This window comes from Priestia megaterium, assembly GCF_023824195.1.
GTDB lineage: Bacteria > Bacillota > Bacilli > Bacillales > Bacillaceae_H > Priestia > Priestia megaterium_D.
In genome coordinates, this window is sequence record NZ_CP085442.1 from 1,863,393 (window position 1) to 1,883,678 (window position 20,286).

General features: G+C 34.7%; 15 protein-coding genes and 2 pseudogenes. 12 read left to right on the top strand and 5 right to left on the bottom strand.

Annotated elements, in window-relative coordinates:
* Positions 1–30: 30 nt before the first annotated feature.
* The 6 genes and pseudogenes from nikA (at position 31) to ltrA (ending at position 7,544) form a co-directional block, all read left to right on the top strand.
* Positions 31–1,746 (top strand): nickel ABC transporter substrate-binding protein, encoded by a 1,716-nt coding sequence (gene nikA / locus LIS78_RS09470; protein WP_252285037.1) that lies wholly within the window; start codon positions 31–33, stop codon positions 1,744–1,746.
* Positions 1,747–1,811: 65 nt separating this feature from the next.
* Entirely contained in the window at positions 1,812–2,762 is a 951-nt protein-coding gene (locus LIS78_RS09475; protein WP_252285038.1) for an ABC transporter permease, read from the top strand.
* On the top strand, positions 2,755–3,531 hold the full coding sequence (locus LIS78_RS09480) for an ABC transporter permease subunit (protein WP_252285039.1): 777 nt from the start codon (positions 2,755–2,757) through the stop codon (positions 3,529–3,531). Before LIS78_RS09475 ends, LIS78_RS09480 begins: the two co-directional genes overlap by 8 nt.
* Entirely contained in the window at positions 3,521–4,279 is a 759-nt protein-coding gene (locus LIS78_RS09485) for an ATP-binding cassette domain-containing protein (RefSeq protein ID WP_252285040.1), read from the top strand. The genes LIS78_RS09480 and LIS78_RS09485 overlap by 11 nt, the downstream gene beginning before the upstream one ends.
* Before the next feature lie 11 nt (positions 4,280–4,290).
* Positions 4,291–5,052 (top strand): ABC transporter ATP-binding protein, encoded by a 762-nt coding sequence (locus LIS78_RS09490; protein WP_209151451.1) that lies wholly within the window; start codon positions 4,291–4,293, stop codon positions 5,050–5,052.
* A gap of 845 nt (positions 5,053–5,897) precedes the next feature.
* A pseudogene (gene ltrA, locus LIS78_RS09495) lies at positions 5,898–7,544 on the top strand (group II intron reverse transcriptase/maturase).
* 137 nt (positions 7,545–7,681) lie between these two features.
* On the opposite strand, the gene LIS78_RS09500 reads toward ltrA, so the two are convergent.
* Positions 7,682–8,110 carry a UPF0715 family protein gene (locus tag LIS78_RS09500; protein ID WP_280640309.1) on the bottom strand — a complete coding sequence of 143 codons (429 nt, stop codon included), beginning with the start codon at positions 8,108–8,110 and terminating at the stop codon, positions 7,682–7,684.
* A gap of 682 nt (positions 8,111–8,792) precedes the next feature.
* Here LIS78_RS09500 and LIS78_RS09505 point away from each other — a divergent pair.
* The 5 genes from LIS78_RS09505 to LIS78_RS09525 all read left to right on the top strand — a co-directional run bounded on the left by LIS78_RS09505 (position 8,793) and on the right by LIS78_RS09525 (position 15,303).
* A complete protein-coding gene (locus LIS78_RS09505; RefSeq protein ID WP_252285042.1) occupies positions 8,793–9,575 on the top strand; it encodes a DeoR/GlpR family DNA-binding transcription regulator in 783 nt (260 codons plus the stop codon).
* 947 nt (positions 9,576–10,522) lie between these two features.
* A complete protein-coding gene (locus tag LIS78_RS09510) occupies positions 10,523–11,065 on the top strand; it encodes an RNA polymerase sigma factor (protein ID WP_252285043.1) in 543 nt (180 codons plus the stop codon).
* Positions 11,049–11,972, top strand: a complete 924-nt coding sequence (gene spoIIP / locus LIS78_RS09515; protein ID WP_252285044.1) for a stage II sporulation protein P — start codon at positions 11,049–11,051, stop codon at positions 11,970–11,972. Before LIS78_RS09510 ends, spoIIP begins: the two co-directional genes overlap by 17 nt.
* A 1,358-nt stretch (positions 11,973–13,330) precedes the next feature.
* Complete coding sequence (locus tag LIS78_RS09520; RefSeq protein ID WP_209151479.1) at positions 13,331–14,536, top strand: Ger(x)C family spore germination protein; 1,206 nt, start codon at positions 13,331–13,333, stop codon at positions 14,534–14,536.
* A gap of 314 nt (positions 14,537–14,850) precedes the next feature.
* Positions 14,851–15,303: an NAD-binding protein gene (locus LIS78_RS09525; RefSeq protein ID WP_252285046.1), complete on the top strand. Its 453-nt coding sequence runs from the start codon at positions 14,851–14,853 to the stop codon at positions 15,301–15,303.
* A 105-nt stretch (positions 15,304–15,408) separates the two neighbouring features.
* Here LIS78_RS09525 and LIS78_RS09530 read toward each other — a convergent pair.
* A pseudogene (locus LIS78_RS09530) lies at positions 15,409–16,503 on the bottom strand (APC family permease); the annotation flags it as partial.
* Positions 16,504–17,787: 1,284 nt separating this feature from the next.
* Here LIS78_RS09530 and LIS78_RS09535 point away from each other — a divergent pair.
* Positions 17,788–17,943: a hypothetical protein gene (locus LIS78_RS09535; protein WP_252285047.1), complete on the top strand. Its 156-nt coding sequence runs from the start codon at positions 17,788–17,790 to the stop codon at positions 17,941–17,943.
* 111 nt (positions 17,944–18,054) lie between these two features.
* Here LIS78_RS09535 and LIS78_RS09540 read toward each other — a convergent pair whose 3' ends face one another.
* The 3 genes from LIS78_RS09540 to LIS78_RS09550 all read right to left on the bottom strand — a co-directional run bounded on the left by LIS78_RS09540 (position 18,055) and on the right by LIS78_RS09550 (position 20,278).
* The gene (locus LIS78_RS09540; protein ID WP_209151482.1) at positions 18,055–18,771 is read right to left on the bottom strand and encodes a DUF421 domain-containing protein; all 717 of its coding nucleotides are present in this window, start codon (positions 18,769–18,771) and stop codon (positions 18,055–18,057) included.
* Positions 18,772–19,169: 398 nt separating this feature from the next.
* Positions 19,170–20,030, bottom strand: a complete 861-nt coding sequence (locus tag LIS78_RS09545) for a DUF421 domain-containing protein (RefSeq protein WP_209151483.1) — start codon at positions 20,028–20,030, stop codon at positions 19,170–19,172.
* A 41-nt stretch (positions 20,031–20,071) separates the two neighbouring features.
* Positions 20,072–20,278 (bottom strand): DUF1657 domain-containing protein, encoded by a 207-nt coding sequence (locus LIS78_RS09550; protein WP_098278829.1) that lies wholly within the window; start codon positions 20,276–20,278, stop codon positions 20,072–20,074.
* Between the last annotated feature and the right edge of the window lie 8 nt (positions 20,279–20,286).

The window sequence follows — 20,286 nt, forward strand, 5'->3', positions numbered from 1 at the left end:
TCTTCTAGGAAAGGGATTGGTGTATTGGGTATGCAACATTTATTGGTTCTATTTATGCTGTTTACTTTTATACATAACCCTCAACCCGAAAAAGGTTGGGGGATTTTTTATTTATATGTTTATCTACACACTTTAAAGGAGGAAATAATGCTTAAAAAATCATGTTTGTTACTTGTTATTCTCATAGTTTCCTTATTAGCAGCCTGCTCAGCAGATACAAAAACAGATGCTAATCACTCTGGAAAAAAGACAATTTCAATTGGATGGCCACTTGATATAGGTCCACTAAATCCACATACCTACTTGCCTAACCAGATGACTGCTCAGGCAATGGTTTACGAGTCACTTGTTGAATACAATGATGACGGTACCATTTCACCTAAGCTCGCTGAAAAATGGAAGGTTTCAGACGATCAAACAACTTATACTTTCTATTTACGTGAGGGTGTAAAGTACTCCGATGGATCCATCTTTAATGCAGACAATGTCATTCGCAACTTTAATGCCATTTTAGAAAATCGAAAAGCTCATTCATGGATGGGAATGGTTAAACATATTGATTATGTTAAAAAAATAGATGATTACACAGTTGCTTTAAAGCTGGATGAACCATATTATCCTGTTCTGAATGAACTAGCATTTGTTAGGCCATTTCGATTTCTTGGGGATGCAGGATTTCCTAAGAATAATGCAACCTCAAAAGGTATTAAGACAGCCGTTGGAACAGGTCCATGGGTTCTAAAAGAGTACAAAAAAGATAAATATGCTATTTTCAAACGCAATGATAATTATTGGGGTGAAAAGCCAAAGGTTGATGAAGTAAAAATAAAAATTATTCCTGATTCAGAATCAATTGCTCTGGCGTTTGAAAATCAAGAGTTAGATTTAATCTATGGTCGAGGCATTGTTAGTTTAGATAATTACACGTATTTAAAAGATAGTGGTAATTACGAGACAGCCATTTCAGAACCGTTATCCACAAAAGCATTACTATTTAATACTCAATCAGGACCATTACAGCAATTAAAGGTACGTCAAGCCATTCATTATGCAATTAATAAGCAATCATTAGTAAGTACTGTGACACATGGTACAGAAAAAGTAGCAGATACTTTGTTTTGGGATGCCATCCCCTACGCTGATATTGATTTAAAAGCATTAAAATTTGATTCCAAAAAAGCAAAATCTCTATTAAATGAAGCTGGTTGGAAATTAGAGAATGGACAAACTATCCGTACAAAAGATGGGCAGAAACTAGAATTAGATTTAACCTATATTGCAACAGATGCCATTCAAAAGCCAATGGCTGAAATGATACAAGGTGAACTAGCAAAAGTAGGCATCAAATTAGATATTAAGGGAACAGATGTAATGGTGGGTTTACATCAGTTAATGAATGATGAAACCGACATTAACTTTTGGAGAACAAACGGTCCACCAACCGATCCACATAATTTTATTAATGAATCAGCAATCCCAAACGCAAGTGGAGTCTATGAAGCAAAACGAGGATTAGCAGAAGCTAAAGATTTAAATAAAAAAATTCAGCAAGTACTTGTTAGTACAGACGAAGAAAAACGTTCACAATTATATAAAGAGATTTTAACAACTATGCATGATGAAGCGTTATTCTATCCGATTTCATATGAAACTAACAATGTAATTTATCAGAAGTCAATGCAAAAATTCGTACCACGCGCTTCTGAATATGATATTCCATATACTATTATGGACTTCAAGAAATAAATTGTAAAAAGACCGATGAAATCCGTTTCATCGGTTTCTTTTAGTCTAAATCGAGGTGTACATATATGAAAAAAACTTTATGGCTATTTTGTTTAAAACGGTTAGCATCTCTACCAATTATTCTTTTAGGTGTATCATTACTTACCTTTTTCTTAATGCGTATTGTACCTATAGAGCCGGCTGAAGTGATCTTACGATTATCCGGTGTTACACCTACTACAGAATCAATACGCTCGTTAGAAAAAGAAATGGGGTTGAATTTACCACTTTTTGAACAATATTGGCTGTGGTTAAAAGATGTTTTAAGTTTACAATTTGGCACGTCCTTTGTTAGTAAATTACCCGTTGCCGAAGAACTATTGAGTAAATTTCCTGCTACGGTATTACTAGCTATCAGCTCTTTTGTTCTTGCCCTTACTATTAGTGTTCCTTCAGGGATTATTAGTGCGCTTTATCCATATTCACTTATTAATAAGTTTGTACGAATGCTATCAATTATCTCTGTTTCACTCCCGACCTTTTGGTTAGGATTTATGCTCATTTATATTTTTAGTATTCAACTTAATCTATTTCCTACAAATGGTACAGGTTCCTTGGCACATTTAATCTTACCTACTTGTACCTTAGCTATACCGATTATTGGGTTATTTACACAAACTATTCAAACAGCTGTGACACAAGAGTTGACGAAACCTTATATAGATTATGCATATCAACGTGGTCTTTCTAAAAAAACTATTATAATGAAACATGTTCTCAAGCATACATTAACTCCATTATTGTCGTTATTTGGTTTGACACTAGGTAATTTAATGGCTGGTGCAATTGTTGTTGAACAAGTATTTAGTTGGCCCGGGGTTGGTAGGTACTTAATTGAATCTATTATTAATCGTGACTATCCAGTAATACAAAGTTATGTATTAATCGTTGCTACATTATATGTTTGTATTAATCTATGCACTGATATTTTGCAGAGAATTTTTGACCCACGTATAAAGGAGAGTACATATGATTAAAAAAATATGCCTTTTATTGCTTAGTCTTATAGGTATCATTAGCCTTTTTGCGCCATGGATTGTACCAAATGACCCATATTTAATTGATACAACCAAACGCTTTTTTAATCCATCGTGGCAGTATCCTTTAGGTACAGATCATTTAGGTCGTTGTATCTTCTCAAGAATACTAATTGGAATGCGTTACTCTGTTGGTTCAGCACTCATTATTCAGCTCATTTCAAGTGGTTTTTCATTAGCCATTGCTACAATTGTTACATTTAGACAAGGTATTACTAAAAGGATATTTATACGTTTATGGGATATTCTACTTTCTTTCCCTATCATTATTCTTGCCTTTGCATTAATCAGTGTGTTTGGTCCAGGGTTAAGAAGTGTAATTATCGCCCTTGTTTTTGCACAAACAATTTATTATTCGCGTATCTTCCATAATGCCATGATCAGTTTAAGTGAGATGAACTATATAAAAGCAGCGTGTGTTAGTGGCACAACTGGGATAAAACTATTAAAAACACATTTTATTCCTCATATTTTACCCACTCTTTATACATTATTATCCTTAGATTTAGGGAAAGTTATTTTGGAAATTGCGGGTTTTTCATTTATAGGATTAGGTGTACAAGCACCTATACCTGAATGGGGCATGATGATTGATGAAGGTAAACAATATATGAGGCAATATCCAGCACTTATTATCTATCCAGGTATATCAATTTTCATGATAGTACTATTATTGCATCAGGTAGGTGTTAAAAAACATGCAAACTGACATTTTATTAAACATTGAAAATTTATGTATCAATATAGGTCAAGAAAAGGTTCTAAAAAACATTTGCTTGCAAGCAAAAAGAGGAAGAATTCTCGGTATTATTGGGGAAAGTGGTAGTGGTAAATCAACACTTTGTCGTGCTATTATGCAACAGCTCCCACCCTCTTTTCAACAAACAGATGGCGATATTTTATTCAATGAGTATCCATTAACAAAAGAAAGTACAGATATTGGTACAGCAATTACTAGCATTCTTCAAAACCCAATGATGGCTTTTGATACAATTCAAACAATTGAAGGGCACTTTTTCGAAACAATAAAGGCTAAGTATAAAATGAAACCTATTCAAATGCGCCAACTTACTGAACGATATTTAGAGAAAGTGCAATTATATGATACCCATCGTATTTTAAAATCATATCCTTTTGAGTTAAGTGGTGGTATGTTACAACGTATCATGATAGCATTAGCACTTATTTCAAAACCTCAACTAATAATTGCAGATGAACCGACAACTGCTTTAGATATGATAAACCAGCATAATATTGTAACACTGTTAAAGACACTACAAAGTCAAGAACAGCTAACAATACTTTTAATTACACATGATCTTGGGGTAATTGCAGCATTAGCAGATGATGTTGCACTCATTCATAATGGCGAAATTGTTGAATGTGCCGATGTATATACTTGTTTTGATTCTCCTAAACATGCATATACGAAACAGCTACTTGAAGCGCGATTGTAGGAGGAAACGTGATGAATATATTGGACGTGACAGCAATTAACAAAACATACACGAAACAAAGATGGTTAAAAAAAAATGTGCATCCTATATTGAAAAATGTCACATTTTCATTAGCTCCTGGTGAGTGTATTGCAATTGTTGGTAAAAGTGGTTCTGGAAAAAGTACGTTAGCAAACATTATGTTAGGTATTGAATCTGCAACGTCTGGTGAAATGATATTTAGGGAAAAGACATTAACAAAGTCTTATTACAAACAAATACGTAAAGAAATTCAAGGAGTTTTTCAAAATAGTTATGCTTCCCTTAACCCATTGCAAAAAGTTGAAGATATTTTGAAAGAACCACTAAGAAACTTTGATTTACCTTTCAATAAAAGCAAATTACTTTATTTATTAGATATCGTCGGTTTAGAACCCTCTTTACTCCAGCACTATCCAGGAGAATTAAGTGGGGGACAACAACAGCGTCTCGCCATTGCTAGAGCCATAGCTACTGAACCATCAATACTTATTTTAGACGAAGTAACAAGTAACTTAGATATGGTGTTACAAAAAAAAATATTACAACTTCTTCAACATTTACAGCAGACACAAGGACTAAGTTTATTATTTATTACACACGATATACAAGTGGCTCGTTTTGTAGCTTCACGTATTCTCATAATGAATGAGGGTGAGATTATTGATCAGTTTTCTAAGTATCAACAACCCCGCCATTCGTTGGCTAAACAACTGTTTCGAGCTGTATTACCTAGCCATCCATCTAAGCGTTAAAAAATTGACTTATGATTGTAACTAGTATCATACATAAGGTTTTACAAAAATACATACCTTTTGTTATGTTGCATATGTATAAAAGGAGCGCTTTTTATACATTCTCGTTTCTTTCAACTACCCAAAGAACGTAGTCATATCAACGATGTATAAAAAGCTGCATACTCCGGAAAAAGAACCCTCGGCGGAACCGTTCTGCGACAAGGGTTCTTTTTGGTGGTGTGTTCCGGAAAGAGTGTTTATGGTGCGACAAGAAGTCGCTTTCTTACAGTGTAGCTAACGCTACTCATCTAGACGCGGAGATGATCTCCATCCAAAACGGCATTCTTGGTAACGAGTCTGTCGGTTGCATGAGGAAATGCGGAAACAGAGGACAAATGCATGGTCCAGAATACTGCTAGGAGAAGATAGGTATGGTAAACGAAAGTGAAGGTTTGTAAGCTTCGTTACTCTTAGCCCAAGATAATGCATAGATTGGCTTGGGTCTTGGTAAGAGGAAAAGTAGAATCATAAGGCTACTCTGATGCGTCCCGCATCTTACCCGGAGTAAAGAACCTACCTCCCCCCTATCGCATCTGTAGAATGTGGAACTTGGTAAGCCCTATGTCATCTGCATAAGCAGTAGGATGACTGCAAAGTCAAACGATGTGGCAGAGGGTATGGGATATGAGAAAAGCGAAAGCCGTTACCCTGAAAAGGGACAGGAAAGCAGAAACGTTGTATAACTGGACGGATACTGTCGTCTTTATAGACAATGACAGGCTCGAAAGAGCGCCTACTTCTCATGGGTCTTCAACACGAAAATAAATTTGTGGCTATCTTTTAACGACAAGGAGCGTGCTGTTATGAATACCTCTCCACGAGCGTCGGCGCACGTCTCGCATAAAGGTTGGTACTCTATTGATTGGAATACTGTACAAAAATATGTAACGAAGTTACGACAAAGAATTTATCGTGCCGAACAACAGAATCAACAAAGGAAAGTAAGGAAGCTTCAACGCTTACTCCTTCGGAGTAAAGCAAATCTACTACTTTCTATTCGCAGAGTGACACAACAAAATAACGGTAAGCGAACACCTGGAGTAGACGGCTACACGGCCTCAAATCCAAACGAACGTATCAAACTTTATCAACAATTAGTTAAATGTAATGTCTTTCAGCATCGCCCAAAGCCAGCGAAGCGAATGTTTATTCCTAAGAAAAATGGAAAACTAAGACCTCTCGGTATTCCGACAATGCGAGATCGAGTGTACCAAAATGTCGTGAAGAATGCACTCGAACCGCAATGGGAAGGCAGATTCGAGTCTATCGCTTATGGTTTTCGTCCTAAACGAAGCACACACGATGCTATAAGTAATCTCTTTAACAAGCTTAACACCAACAGTAAGAAAAAGTGGGTTTTTGAGGGGGATTTCTTAGGATGTTTTGACCACCTCAAACATGATTGGATAGTAGAACAAATATCTACGTTTCCAGGAACCCCTCTTATCAAAAGGTGGCTCAAGATGGGATACATAGAGCAGGATATGCTCCGTCCAACAAAGGAAGGAACTCCGCAAGGAGGCATTGTGTCCCCCCTCCTAGCCAATATCGCCTTATGCGGTATGGAAAAAGAGATTGGTATTATCTATAAAAAGACATACAAACCAAACGGAGGATATAAAATCGACCCCAAGTGTAAGATAGGACGTGTTCTCTACGCAGATGACTTCGTCATCGTAACAGAAACGAAGGAACAAGCTGAAAGTATGTATCAAAACCTAATTCCTTATTTACAAAAACGAGGAATTACACTCAGCACGGATAAAACTAGGGTTACACATATCGAGAATGGGTTCGATTTTCTTGGCTTCTCGCTGCGTCAATACAACACAGGACAAGGAAAGAAGTTATTGATCAAACCTAGCAAAGACAGTATCAAAAAAGCTAAAAACAAGATAAAAGATACGTTCACAGTAATGAGAGGACGACCAGTAAAAGAAATTATACGTGTCTTAAACCCTATTATTAGAGGTTACGGACAGTATTGGAAACATGTCGTTTCCAAAAGACGTTTAGTTATATGGACTATTATGTTTTCTCTAAATTAATCAAACATCTTAAACAATTACATCCAAAAATCGTGGAAATGGATTACCAGGCGTTATTTTAAGAAGCCCAACCACGGTGGAAATGATAAATGGACTCTCACCTGTCCACTTACTAATATTCAATTGTTGAAGATGGCCTGGATTAAAATAGAACGACATGTGATGGTAGCCTATAAAAACAGTCCAGATGATCCGAACCTAAAAGGATATTGGGAAAAGCGAGACCGTAAGGTCTTCAATAGCGAAAATACGCTAGATAGGATAAAACTCGCAAGGAAACAAGGTTACCGTTGCACATTATGTAAACACACTCTACAAAATGGCGAAAAAGTTACTGTACAACACTTAGAAGTTTCTACAGGCAAAGTTGCTAAATTAGTACATGTACCGTGTATTAAATAAAGAAGTTGTTTGGATAAAAAGAAGGCTTGAGCCGTATGACGGGAAATCTGTCACGTACGGTTCTTAGGGGGGCGGGCGCTCGTGAGAGTGCCCGCCTACCCGACTAAATTAGTTAATTAATAAGTCAGCTTTAATTTTTAATAATAAGGATATTCATATTTTTGCATAATGACAGAATCCCATAACCAGTATATAATCCCTGCACCGATTGCCCATACAATCATCCTCCTAGGATTAAAGATTGGTGTAGACCACCCTCCCTCAAGTTTATAAGAAACATAAAGAAAAACGATTGCCACGACACAATATATTAGTAAATAAAAGATATTAAACCTTTTTGGGCACTTATTTAGAAGAAACTGCAAGGGTACTGCAGCAATAGAGTAAGGAATGAGTGTAACAAATGGAATAATGAAACATGCAATAATAGCTCTATAACTCGGTTCGATGATTACCATGAATATAGCATAAGAAACACTAGAACAAATGACTGTTAATATATGATAAGGAAAAAAATCTTTAAATGTCAATGATTGAGCACGCCCTTCTTGTCTATAGTCAAGCACGTACTGTTACTATAATGCACGAATGAAAAGGAAACAATTACTTAAGGGGAATTATTTCCGATAACATCCATTATGGTAACTAAAAATGTATACCTTTTTAGACTGTCTAAATTGGACAGCCTTAATCATAGATTATGAATTTTGTCCTCAATGAATCAATGTAACAAAATGTTCATTTTTGTTGCGGTGTTTACATACAAAAGACTACTTTTCTAAAAGTAGCGATAAACTTTTGGAATGAGTTTAATATTCCTTATTGCGGGCAGTGGCAGCTTAGTTGGTATTACACCGTATTTACGTTTTTTAAATCATAACAAGTCATCAGCATGATTAAAAAATATTCTTGAAAGAGAGAGGAGTCCTTAAATTCTCTTATTAATCCAACACTTGTGTAGTCATTTACCTTCGTTCGTTTTTGATACACATAAAGTAACCGTCCATACGGACACAAAAATAGTGAAAAATATATTTATTTACGCTTCTTTCTAGATCCTATTATGAAAATAAAAGCTGATGGATTGGACAAACAAAGAACGGATTTACAAACACTTAATATTGGATTAATGTGGGTTTAATAGTGTTAAACTACGATTAAATCGTAATAAACAGTAATAAACAGTAAAAATACCACATTAAGAGGAGACACTTTTTATAAATTGTTGATGATTGTGGAGGAAGAAATATGTCTATTTTACCAGAAGAAAGAAAGAACGACATTTTAAAACAACTTAACAAAGTGGGAAAAGTAAAAGTCATGGAATTAGTTGATCAATTTAATGTTTCAGAAGAAACGATTCGACGGGATTTGATGATATTAGAGGAAAAAGGACTTTTAAAAAGGGTTTATGGCGGAGCGATTAAAACAGTCTTTGAATTTGAGGAACCTCCATTCACACAGCGTACAACGGTGAATCAAGAAGCGAAAGTTAAGGTTGGAAAAAAAGCAGTAGAACTCATTTCGAACGGAGATGTGATTGTCATTGATGTAGGAACAACCATGCTTGAATTTGCGCACTGTATTGAAAATAAAAAAGACATTACGATTTTAACCAATTCTCTTCCTGTGTCATCTGTGTTGACCGAATCGCTCAATCAAAATAGATTTACAGGCCAAATTCTATTACTAGGTGGACAAATTGATCCAAAGCAGCAATCTATAAACGGCGGTATCACCGAACAAATGTTAAGTCAATTTAATATTGATAAAGCGTTCATTTCAGCTGGCGGTGTTTCTATTCAAAGCGGGGTTAGTAATTATCATTTACATGAAACATTAGTTTCACGCAAGATGGTCGAGGTATCAAAGCACATTATAGTGCTAACGGATTACTCTAAAATTGGTGTCAACACATTTTGTAAAGTTTGTCCTCTAGAAAAAGTCGATGTGGTTGTCTGCGAACAACCATTTCCAGAGGAATGGAGAAATCATTCAAAATTAGAGCAAATCAATTGGATTCAAGCATAGTCAATCCATAAAAGGGAAGATCGAGACGGAAGACGGATTTCTCTCTCTTTTTTGATTAGATTTTTATTGATAGAAAGAAAATTTAATAGATTGAATGAGAAAAGGAGCTATATTATCGGTGATCGTCCTTTTTAACTTAGACTTGTCAATTTCTTTGAGGACAAAAGTGGTTTTACATCTCTATCTCAAAGCTTTTAGATTAACATAATGGATCTTTCCGGTACACATCACCCAAAAGAACCCTTATGGGAGTAAGGTTCTCGATGAGACCTTGTTTCTTCTTTATACGTACGCAATATCCCAGCAGATATGGTCTTCTTTAGAAATAAATGTTAATATATAAGAGATAAATTCCAAGATGATGTTCGAAAAAGCTACTTCACTCCATCACTAAACTACTATTAGTAAAAAGGAGGTAGCTTTTTTGTTTTGCTTACCTTTTGACTGGACAAATTATAACCTAATATTATATTTTAGATGTGTACATGTATATATTTCACTTTTATCAACTATTAAAAGCAGCTATGATCAACCACACATGTAAGAAAAGCCCTCAATTAATTTTGAGGGCTTTTCTTATATGTGTCGTTAGGTAGAGTAAATAGTAAAATTTTTAATAATACATAAATTACTTTAGTATTTACTTAATAAAACATAGGTGAAAGAACAAGGTTGCTTTTTTCTAAGAAGAGTCGATTACAGTAATTATTTTTAAAGTTATATGTATATGAATCTACAAATCTGGCCAGACTAATAAGGTATTCCCCCTATTCCAATAAATTTGCAAATCCTTTGCTTTTGAAGCGAAGGGTTATTTTTTTGCTTCAAAAAGGTTTTTTGCTCCCTCTATCTAAAACTACAAATAAATAAATTAAATTTCACTAAAAACTGTAACTTTTGCTCTCGTTCATGCGAATATAGGGTGCATGGAAAAAGGAGGGAACTTGGTGAATCATTACTCAGATGAGGAGCAGCGTATTGCTCAAATTTATGATCGCTATTATTTAGACGTATATCGCTTTATTATGTGCTTCACAGGTCATAAGAATGAGGCAGAGGACCTCACTCAAGAAACGTTTATTCAAGTATTAAAGTCTCTTCCTACCTACAATTCATCTTATCCACTTAAATCCTGGGTCTTATCTATCGCGAAACATGTCACAATTGATCAACACCGTCGAAGAAAGTTCTACCATTTATTTAAGGATTCATATTTTCATCAGCTAATATCTTCTGAAAGATCTCCTTCTCAATGGATGGAGATAAGAACAGAAAGACAAATGGTGGAGAAAGCTTTACTTAAAGTGAAGCCTACCTATCGGGCAGTTTTTATTCTTCGTGCCATAAATGAACTATCCATAAAAGAAACAGCCGAAGTTTTGAGTTATTCAGAGTCGAAGGTAAAAGTAACGTATCTTAGAGCTATCAAAAAACTACAAACGCTATTACAGATCGAATGGGAGGAGTGGAAACATGAGAGCACGAACTGAGCAAGAATGGATTCGTTTATTAAAAGACGATGGCAAATTAAAACCAGATCAAGAGTATGTTCATCAAACAAGAAAGAAACTCCTTTATGAAGCAAGGAAGCTTCGTTCGAAACGAGAGAAGAGGAAAGTATGGAGAACAATTTGGCCTAGTATGATGGCAGTTGCTCTTGCTGCTGTTCTTGTCGTGACTGTTGTAAGTCAAACAGAGGCGCCTAAACCTCATTCTTCCACTTACAGTAGCCTTGAAACAGCTAGCAAACCTTCTCAAATTGACAAGAATACAAAAGTCTTCATTTATAACACCCATAGTCGTGAATCATTTGAAACGAAAGAAATAGCCGGTTATAACCAAACTAAGAATGTCCAAACAGTAGCAAAGGAATTAGGTCGCTATTTAAAACAACAATCTATACCGAATACAATCGATGATACAGATTATGTGAAATTATTATTAAAGAAAGACATGGAATTTAAAGATATTTATAAGCTATCTCGAAAATCTGTTAAGAAGGCTGTAAAAGACTATCCAAATGTTCAGTTAATGTTAGACATTCATAGGGATGCAGGAGTAGGAGAAAGAGAAATTACAACAACCAAAATAAAGGGGAAAAGCGTTGCAAAAGTTCAATTTTTTGTTTCAAATAGTCATCTTGATTATAGTGAAAATTTAAAAATGGCTGTGGAATTAGATCATATGTTAAACGAGATGTACCCACGCATTTCTAGGGGGATTATTCAAGAAAAAAAGGATGGATATCGTAACTCGCTATCTTATAATCAGGACCTACACCCTGGTGCCTTAATGATTAATATTGGGGGAGTAGAAAACACCTTAAAAGAAGAGGAACGTACGGCAAAAATGTTAGCAACTGCTATTAGACGTGTATTAAATAGACATCCAAATTAATGATTATAAGAAGATCCTGGCTCATAAAAAGAGCAGGACCTTCTTGTTAAGTTGCTAATTTTTTAGTTACCATAATGTAATTTATCAGAAGTACTTAAAGAAAATAATAGTATGATTAATGTCTTATATTTTTGGTAAAGTATCTATGATGCTGAGAGACATCCACACCATTTTCCCCTTTTAGAAAAAAGAAAAACTACTGTACAGGAGCAGTAGTTTTTCTATATGCAAAGAAGATGAAAGAAAAGCACGTAATCAAGAGAATGTACTCTGATTCTTATAAGATAACAAATGATTGCTCCAATAGCTGTGAGAAAATTCACAGCTTTAAAGTCTGGAGAATGTTACGATGTATTTGACCTTTCTAACAAAGGACCAGTCATCCTTTGCATTATATAAGAACAATCACTCTGTAATAATCTCTGTTCTTCTATGTTCAGAGATTTTTTTCTGTGTTGAGAATACTTTCTGGTTGCCATAATCACTATTATCGGAAAGAACATGGTAAAAGGCTCTATTTCTTCTATGATAAGGAGCTTTTTATTTGTGAATCTATACTTTTACAAATAGGGAAAAGTATACGTAATTTTGAGCGATACATTTCTAATCTATAACTACTTACATTTAGGCTCAAAAGCATTTCGAGTAGAGAAAAAAAAGATAAAATTATTTAATAATTTTTTTGAAAAATAGGACTATGAGGGATTATCTTTTTTTACTATAATCTATCTGTATAATCTTACGATGCAAATTTCCCACTTGATCCATGTAATACAAATCAGTTTTTACTTTTTATTTTTATGATTACATGTAAGTCAAATTAAATATAGACTGAAGGAGCGTAAACAACCCTTGGTATTCGCAATTATTTATGAATTTTTATCCTCCCTGCTAATAAAGCCTGAACCAAAAATTAAAAAACGCGTTAGTTAGTTTAACAATTCATATAGGAAAGATAAAGCCCATCCACTTAGGTCGATGGGCTTTTTTATCTATTTCATACTATGTTATCCCAACCATTCTCTTCTTCTCTTTCTTCTATTATGGCGTAGAAGCACTTTTGTTCACTTTCACATAAAAATTCGATATATGGTTAAAATATCCAAAGGTAAGAAAGTGCTGAAACTATGTCTTTATCCTTTGAAAATCAAAACATAATAAAGAACTGTCACCATGATACTACAAATAAATGTATGGATTATACAGTAGAACATATACAGGATTCATTATGAATGAATCTTAATATCATTAAACAGTTCAGACTTCGTCGTTCATCAAGTGAAAGTGGGGAGAAGTTTCGATATTAAAGGATTCATTTTTTATGCGTTCAAACAACGACCGCGAAGAAGGTGACAATAATGAAGCGTAAAGGGGCTTTTCTTTTACTGCTGATGACGATGGTGGTCTTGCTCTCCAGTTGTTGGAGTAAAAAGGAGTTAACTGACCTGGCCTTTGTATCAGCAATGGGCGTCGACAAAACCAAAGGTGGAAAATATCATCTAACGCTCCAAATTATTAATCCTGGGAACGTAGCAGGAGGTACACAAGGTCCACCTGTTACGATCTATTCAGCTTCGGGAGACAATCTAGTCGAAGCAAGTAGACGGGCTTCAAGTAGGATTTCCCGGAGACTTTATTATGCCCATGCAAACTTAATCGTTATTGGTGAGAGGATGGCAAGAGAAGATGGGGTTAACTCATTAATGGATGCTTTTGACCGTGACCCTGAGTTTCGGAATACTTCAACCATGGTGATTGCAAATCGCACAAGTGCAGCAGATTTGGTTAAAACATTAACACCCGTTGATAAGATTCCAGCGAATAAAGTAAGGAAAACATTAGAATTCACCCAAAGAAAATGGGGAGAGACTGTAAAAGTGTCGCTCCAAGACGTAATGAAGGGACTTCAATCTCCTGGAGGAGAAACCGTCGTATCAGGATTTCGTCTGGTTGGGAATCCTCAGGAAGCACAAAAGCTGGAGAATCTTCAACGAAGTGCGCCTGAAGCAACACTTCGAGCTTCCGGACTCGCCATTTTAAGAAAAGGAAAATTAATAGATTGGCTTTATGGAGGCACAGCAAGAGGAACGGTATGGATTCTGGATAAAATCCAAGGAACCGATATCAACATCGATTGGGGTGGAAAAAAAGAGGCAATTTCCTATCAAACCGTACGTCAAAAAACTAGTATGTCTGCCCAATTGAAGAATGGACAACCTCATATTTCTGTTCATACGCGTGTTGAAGGAGACATTGGTGAAATGGAGGTACCTGTAGATATAACCAATCCAAAGGTAATTACAAAGATTGAACAAACAGTGAAGAAAGAAATTAAAAAAGAGCTAAAAAAAGCCATTGAACATGCGCAGAAAGATAAAGCTGATATCTTTGGATTCGGCGAAGTCGTTCACCGTACTAGACCAAATCAATGGAGAAAAATGGAACACAAATGGAGTAATTTGTACTTTCCAAAATTAAAAGTCGACATCACCGTAGAAGCCTATGTGCGTCGTGCTGGCTTACGAAACAAGTCGTTCCTTTCAGGAGTGAAAGAGAACCAATAATAATAAAAGGGACGCTCCTGTATGTTGAGTGTTCTTTTTTATCTATTTATTCACTCATCTCAAGGAAGATTTTCATATAGAAAAAATAGCTGATAAGTTATTGAAATAAGAGATGGAAGTATAACTTGAGCAACTAGGTTATCTAGTCTGTTTTCTATAAAATGGGAGATAATAATGATAATAATTTCTAATTAGTATACTGTAGAGTGGGTTCTTTCTGCAGTATTAAGGGAGTATAACTAATTGTTTAAACTAAGTTCTATAGGTAGTTTTTTTACTTTACCTGCCTTATGGTTTTAAAGGAGCATGCGTTTATGTATATAGGGAATAACCATTTTGTGATTATTGGTTGGAATGAACGAGTCAAGAATCTTCTTTCTTGTTTTGGCGAATCTTTATCTCTAACTAAGATTGTTTTGATTGATAGCACACTGGAAGAAACTCACTTGTTACCTGACCATATTTATTTTATTAAGGGAGATCCCAAAGATCTCGAAACATTAGTAAAAGCGAATATTCAACATGCTAAAAAAATACTTATAACAGCCGATCCAGACCAGACAGAGGAACATGCTGATATAAATTCAATTTTATCTCTTATTGCTTGTAAAGGAATAAAGCCTTCTATTTACAGTATTGTTGAAATTCTAACATCTAAACACAGTATCAATGCAAAGCATGCTGGTGCTGATTACATCATTTACAGAAGCTTGCCAATCAGTAATCGCATGTACGATAAATTGTTCAGTAAAGAAATGCTTAATTAAGCTGGTGTAATGTTGGTTATTCTAAATGTCCTCTGTTTTTCTTAACACAAAGTGAATGATCGAATTAAAACCCCTTTTTATATGTATAAAAAGGGGTTTGCTTTTTTATTTCTTAAATTTATAAGGCAATGTTGTCACAATGACATTTTTTCGATAAAGAAGGTGTGCCTTTAGTAATAAACTTGATTGGTTATGCAATGCGTTATGCCAGCTTTTTCTTGTGATAAATTGCGGAATTAACACTGTGACAGCCATATGGCTATCATCAGCGCGCTCTTCTACACGATCAATAAAGCGTAAAAGAGGTCCAACTAAGCTTCGATATTGTGAGTAGAATGTAACTAAGCGTATATCGGGATATCGTTCGTTCCATATCTCTTCCATTTTCTTTTCACTTTCACGATCAAATGCCACATGGACCGCAATCACTGTGTCTCCAATAATTTTTGCATAGTTAATGGAATTCTCGACAGCTCTTGTTAAGCCTGCAACTGGTATAATGACTACATTTCCTTCTAATCCTAATGCCTCTTTATCTCCGGGCTTAATACGAAGCTGTTTTCCTACCTCTACATAATGGTTCTTAATACGGTGGAACAGATAGACGATAAGAGGTAAGAAGATTAACACAGCCCATACTTGCGAGAATTTTGTTGTAAAGAAAATAATTAGTACAGTAAAGCTAATAAAAGCTCCTATAAAGTTGGTAATTAACTTACCCTGCCAGCCAGCTGGCTTTTCTCTGAACCATTTTACAATCATACCCGTTTGAGATAGTGTAAATGGAATAAATACTCCAACCGCGTATAGAGGAATTAACCTTTCTGTATCACCATGAAACGCTATAATGAGTACAATAGAGGCAATCCCAAGTGTCAAAATCCCATTTGAATAGCCTAAACGATCACCACGTATCGTAAACATACGAGGAATATACTTATCTACAGCTAAATTGACAGCGAGTAAAGGGAAAGCTGAAAAGCCTGTATTGGCAGCCAAGACTAAAATTAAAGCTGTCGTACCTTGAACAAAATAATAGAAACCATTTCGTCCAAACACTTGGGAAGCAAGCTGTGAAACAACCGTCTCCTCTGCTTTAGGTACGATTCCAAACCAATAAGCCAAGAACATGACACCTGAAAATAAAATAGCTAAAATAATGCCCATTGCAACAAGCGTACGTACCGCATTTCTTGCAGCTTACCGTAAGAAAAATCACAGAATCCAATGAGAAAAAGAGTTGATTATCTAAGACATTTATTTATGATCGCTTATATTTCTTTAAAAGAAAAAGAACGTATTTATGAAAGTACATTAAAATTAGATAAAGAATAGGATAGATTATTAATGAATACCAGTATTTCCAACCGTTATAGTAATATGTCTTACTCCATAGGAAAAGTAATTCATATATATAAGCAAAAACTGACCATCCTATAATATATATATAATCTTGCTCATTAATTTTTTGTTATAAGGAAAATAATTTAAGTATACTATGCTTACCTGTCCAAAAATACCACACCCATAAAGTAAACCTCTCCAATCGACACCTTTGCTAAAGTACCCATACAAATCATATTTAAAGTCTAAAAAAAACATTGACTAGGGCTTCTAAATATAAAGCAAATAAAGTCGTAGTTATGAGCTCAATACCAGACATACGTTTCGGTATAAATAATGCAATTAAACTAAATACTATAACAGAAAGAATAAGAAATAGCATGATTGTAGCTCCAATCTATAATCAGTTGCTATTTCTCACTCTTTCCCTTTCTATCGAAATATAATAAAAAACTTTTAAAGGTTTGTTCAATTTAGACTTTTCTTTTATGTAGATAAATAAATTTTGATATCTTGAGCAAACTACTCAAGATGGATAGCGTCCTTTCTTAGCTAATACTCCCTTACACCTAACAAACTACCTCGCCACCTTTCTAAACGGCTTAGGGGTAGTTTGTTTTTTTATAGAAGAGAAGTCATATAGCTTTAAAAACAGGCATATGATTTATAAAGACCTCGCGTGCTTATAAATTGAACTAGTAGATAACCCATGGATACATTTATTCGTGGGTCATCTGCTTTTTATATGAATTAAAACATTATAACCAGAGCAAACTACTCAAGATGTTCCCAAGCATCAGCAGAAAAGTATTGATATGTATAACAGAAAAAAACTACCTAGGGTGCAAAGGTAGTTTTTTCTGTTGGAGTGACGTAATTAGAATAAGGATTAAAGTGATTGGTGCCTCATGACCTCTTGTATAGTTTGCTCAAGCAAATACTTATTATTAATTTTGTAATTATTAAATAAAAAGCTTCTGGTACAAAAAGATTCAGATGAATTTTATTATCTAACTTTTTTACATCAGAACCAGGCGAATTACTTACCAGTTATAGATTTAGCATAAATGGTGAATTTCTTAGCATAGTTATATACGGATAAATTGAATCTCTTAAATGACGTAAAGGTGGTAATTTCTTATGAAAAACAGGAATAAAAGACGCAGAAAGAAACGTGATTTTTTAAAGGATTACTTGAAAAACAAGTTAGGAAATTGGAAACCTAGACTTGGTAAAGCACCTAAACCTACTTCTACCTCTAAGACATTAACCCAACAAAATAGAAATCTTGATTAAAGAGTAGTTGGATTAGTCAGCTACTTTTTTATCATTTATAATATTTTGCGCAACATAATAAGGTTCTGGTGTAAAAAGGACTAGAGTCTTTGGAAATTCTAGTTCTACTTTCTAACTTTCTGAATTATTTTTCCCTTTTTCGATAAAACGGTCCTTGTAATAATCTAGATACAGATTGCCTAAATGATCGACTTGACCAAAAAAAACTTCTTCCACAGTCGATTCTCGTTGTTGAAGTTGAGTTTTAAGCCATTCTAAGCTATAGCCCATTTCATAAATAGCTTCTTTTATAAAATTCCCATCTATAATAATGGTTTGTGGTAATTTTACCTTTTGGCCAGCTCCAAAAAGGTCTCCCCATCTCACAGGCTGTTTTTCTTTTTTTAATAAAATACTAAATTCCCCATTTGTTTCAAGCGTTGCAAATTCTACGTCGTTAACGTGAAAAACATCTTTTTTTCTTAGCTGTTCCATTAATTCATCTATTGTATATTTCTCACGCTTTAAGTTTTCTTCTAAAATCTTTCCATCCTTTATAAAAGTAGTTGGCGTACCCTCAACTACTTTTCGAAAAACTATGCTTTTTAAGGAAACATACGAAATAATGATTGGGAACAATGACCAGACCAAGATTGAGGTGACTCCATTCACAGCATTTAATTCAAGATCCATCGAAATTGTTCCAGCAATGTCGCCAACTGTAATTCCTACTATGTATTCAAAAAAAGATAACTTCGATAATTGCTTTTTCCCTAATATTTTTGTGATAAAGAATAATCCTAATATAATAAGAACAGAACGAATAATAACTTCTATCCAGCTTGGCATAACCAGTGTACCTCCACATTCACTAAAATAGTATGTATAGTTTCATTTCCATGAGGGGTGTTTTTTATGTATACGATGCCATAAAGGTGATTTTTATATTTTCCCCACCATAATTAATTGAAATTATTAGAGGTTTATCACCTGTTAAAGGTTAACCCAATATATTATTATTTCCTTTTTTATTATTGTTATGTAAAAAATATGTGTAAGTAAAATGGTAAGGTAAAATTATAGAATAGATTCTTCAAAGTAAAAATGGCCAACCAGAAAGTCTGGTTAACCTTATCATAAAATTGAAATCCGTAATTTTAATACTCATTCAGATAAATACACTGTTAAACGTGAAAAATTACATGGCTTTATTGGTAATTCAACATCTTTATTATCAGCAAATTCCATTAGTTTCTTAAAAGGGGGGTCACTTTATCAATGACTTCTTGTAGCTTTTGACTGTTTTTACTATACGTATGTTTCGCTTTTTCTACTTCTGTTCCAAGCGCAAACAATTCTAAGTCTGCCTGACATTTTTTCATGGTTGAAAGTAATAAAGGTTTTTCTTGAGGAGATGGAACTTGAAGTTTATCATCAAAAAGGTCAACAGTTAATTGCCCGTAAGAATCTATCTGCCCAAGAAAGACATTTTCAATGGTAACCCCTAATTTTTCTAGTTCAGTGTGTAACCACCTTCTGCTTTGACCGATTGTCGATAGTGGTTCATCCAATATTTCACCGTCCATAATAACTGTCTGAGGTTCCTTACTTGGAGCAACGGCCACACCTAAATCTTTTGCAGTTAACGGTTGATTTTCTTTCTTTAATAATACATTGAAATCACCGGTTGCCTCTAATACCGCAAATTCTACATCAGCCGCCTGATAGACATTTTTCTTTCGAAGTAACTCTAACAACTCATCAGCTGTGTACTTTTCCTTTTTTAAATTGTCTTCCATGATTTTTCCATCTTTGATAAAAACAGTTCCTTTCCCTTCTATAAAGTCGCGAAAAGGTTTGTTTTTTAGAGAAATGATGCCTGCTAAAAAGGGCACTGCTGCAAAGGTTACGATGCTGAGTATCCCATTAGCAATGCTTTTCTCAATTCCCGTGGCCATTTCTGCTCCTATATTACCAATGGTAATACCGGTCACATATTCAAAGAAGGAAAGCTCAGATATTTGTTTTTTGCCTAACCATTTTGTAATAGCAAAAAGAACAACTAAAAACAATAAAGACCGCAAAACTACAATTAACCAATCTGGCATTTCTTAATACCTCCTACAATTCTAAAAAAGCTTCCTTTATCCTAAAAACCTTTGTATTGAGCTTCTTCTCGCTCTAATTCTCCCACTCGTTCTTTTAAATCTGTTACGATTTCATTGACGACATTCATCGTTTCGTGCAATGTCTGTTTTGATTGATCATCTTGAGTTCGTAATGCTAAATTGGATAAACCAGCTTCTACTCCTTTAAGACTGGCAAGACATTGTTTCACATCTGATGCAATGGTCATTTTACATT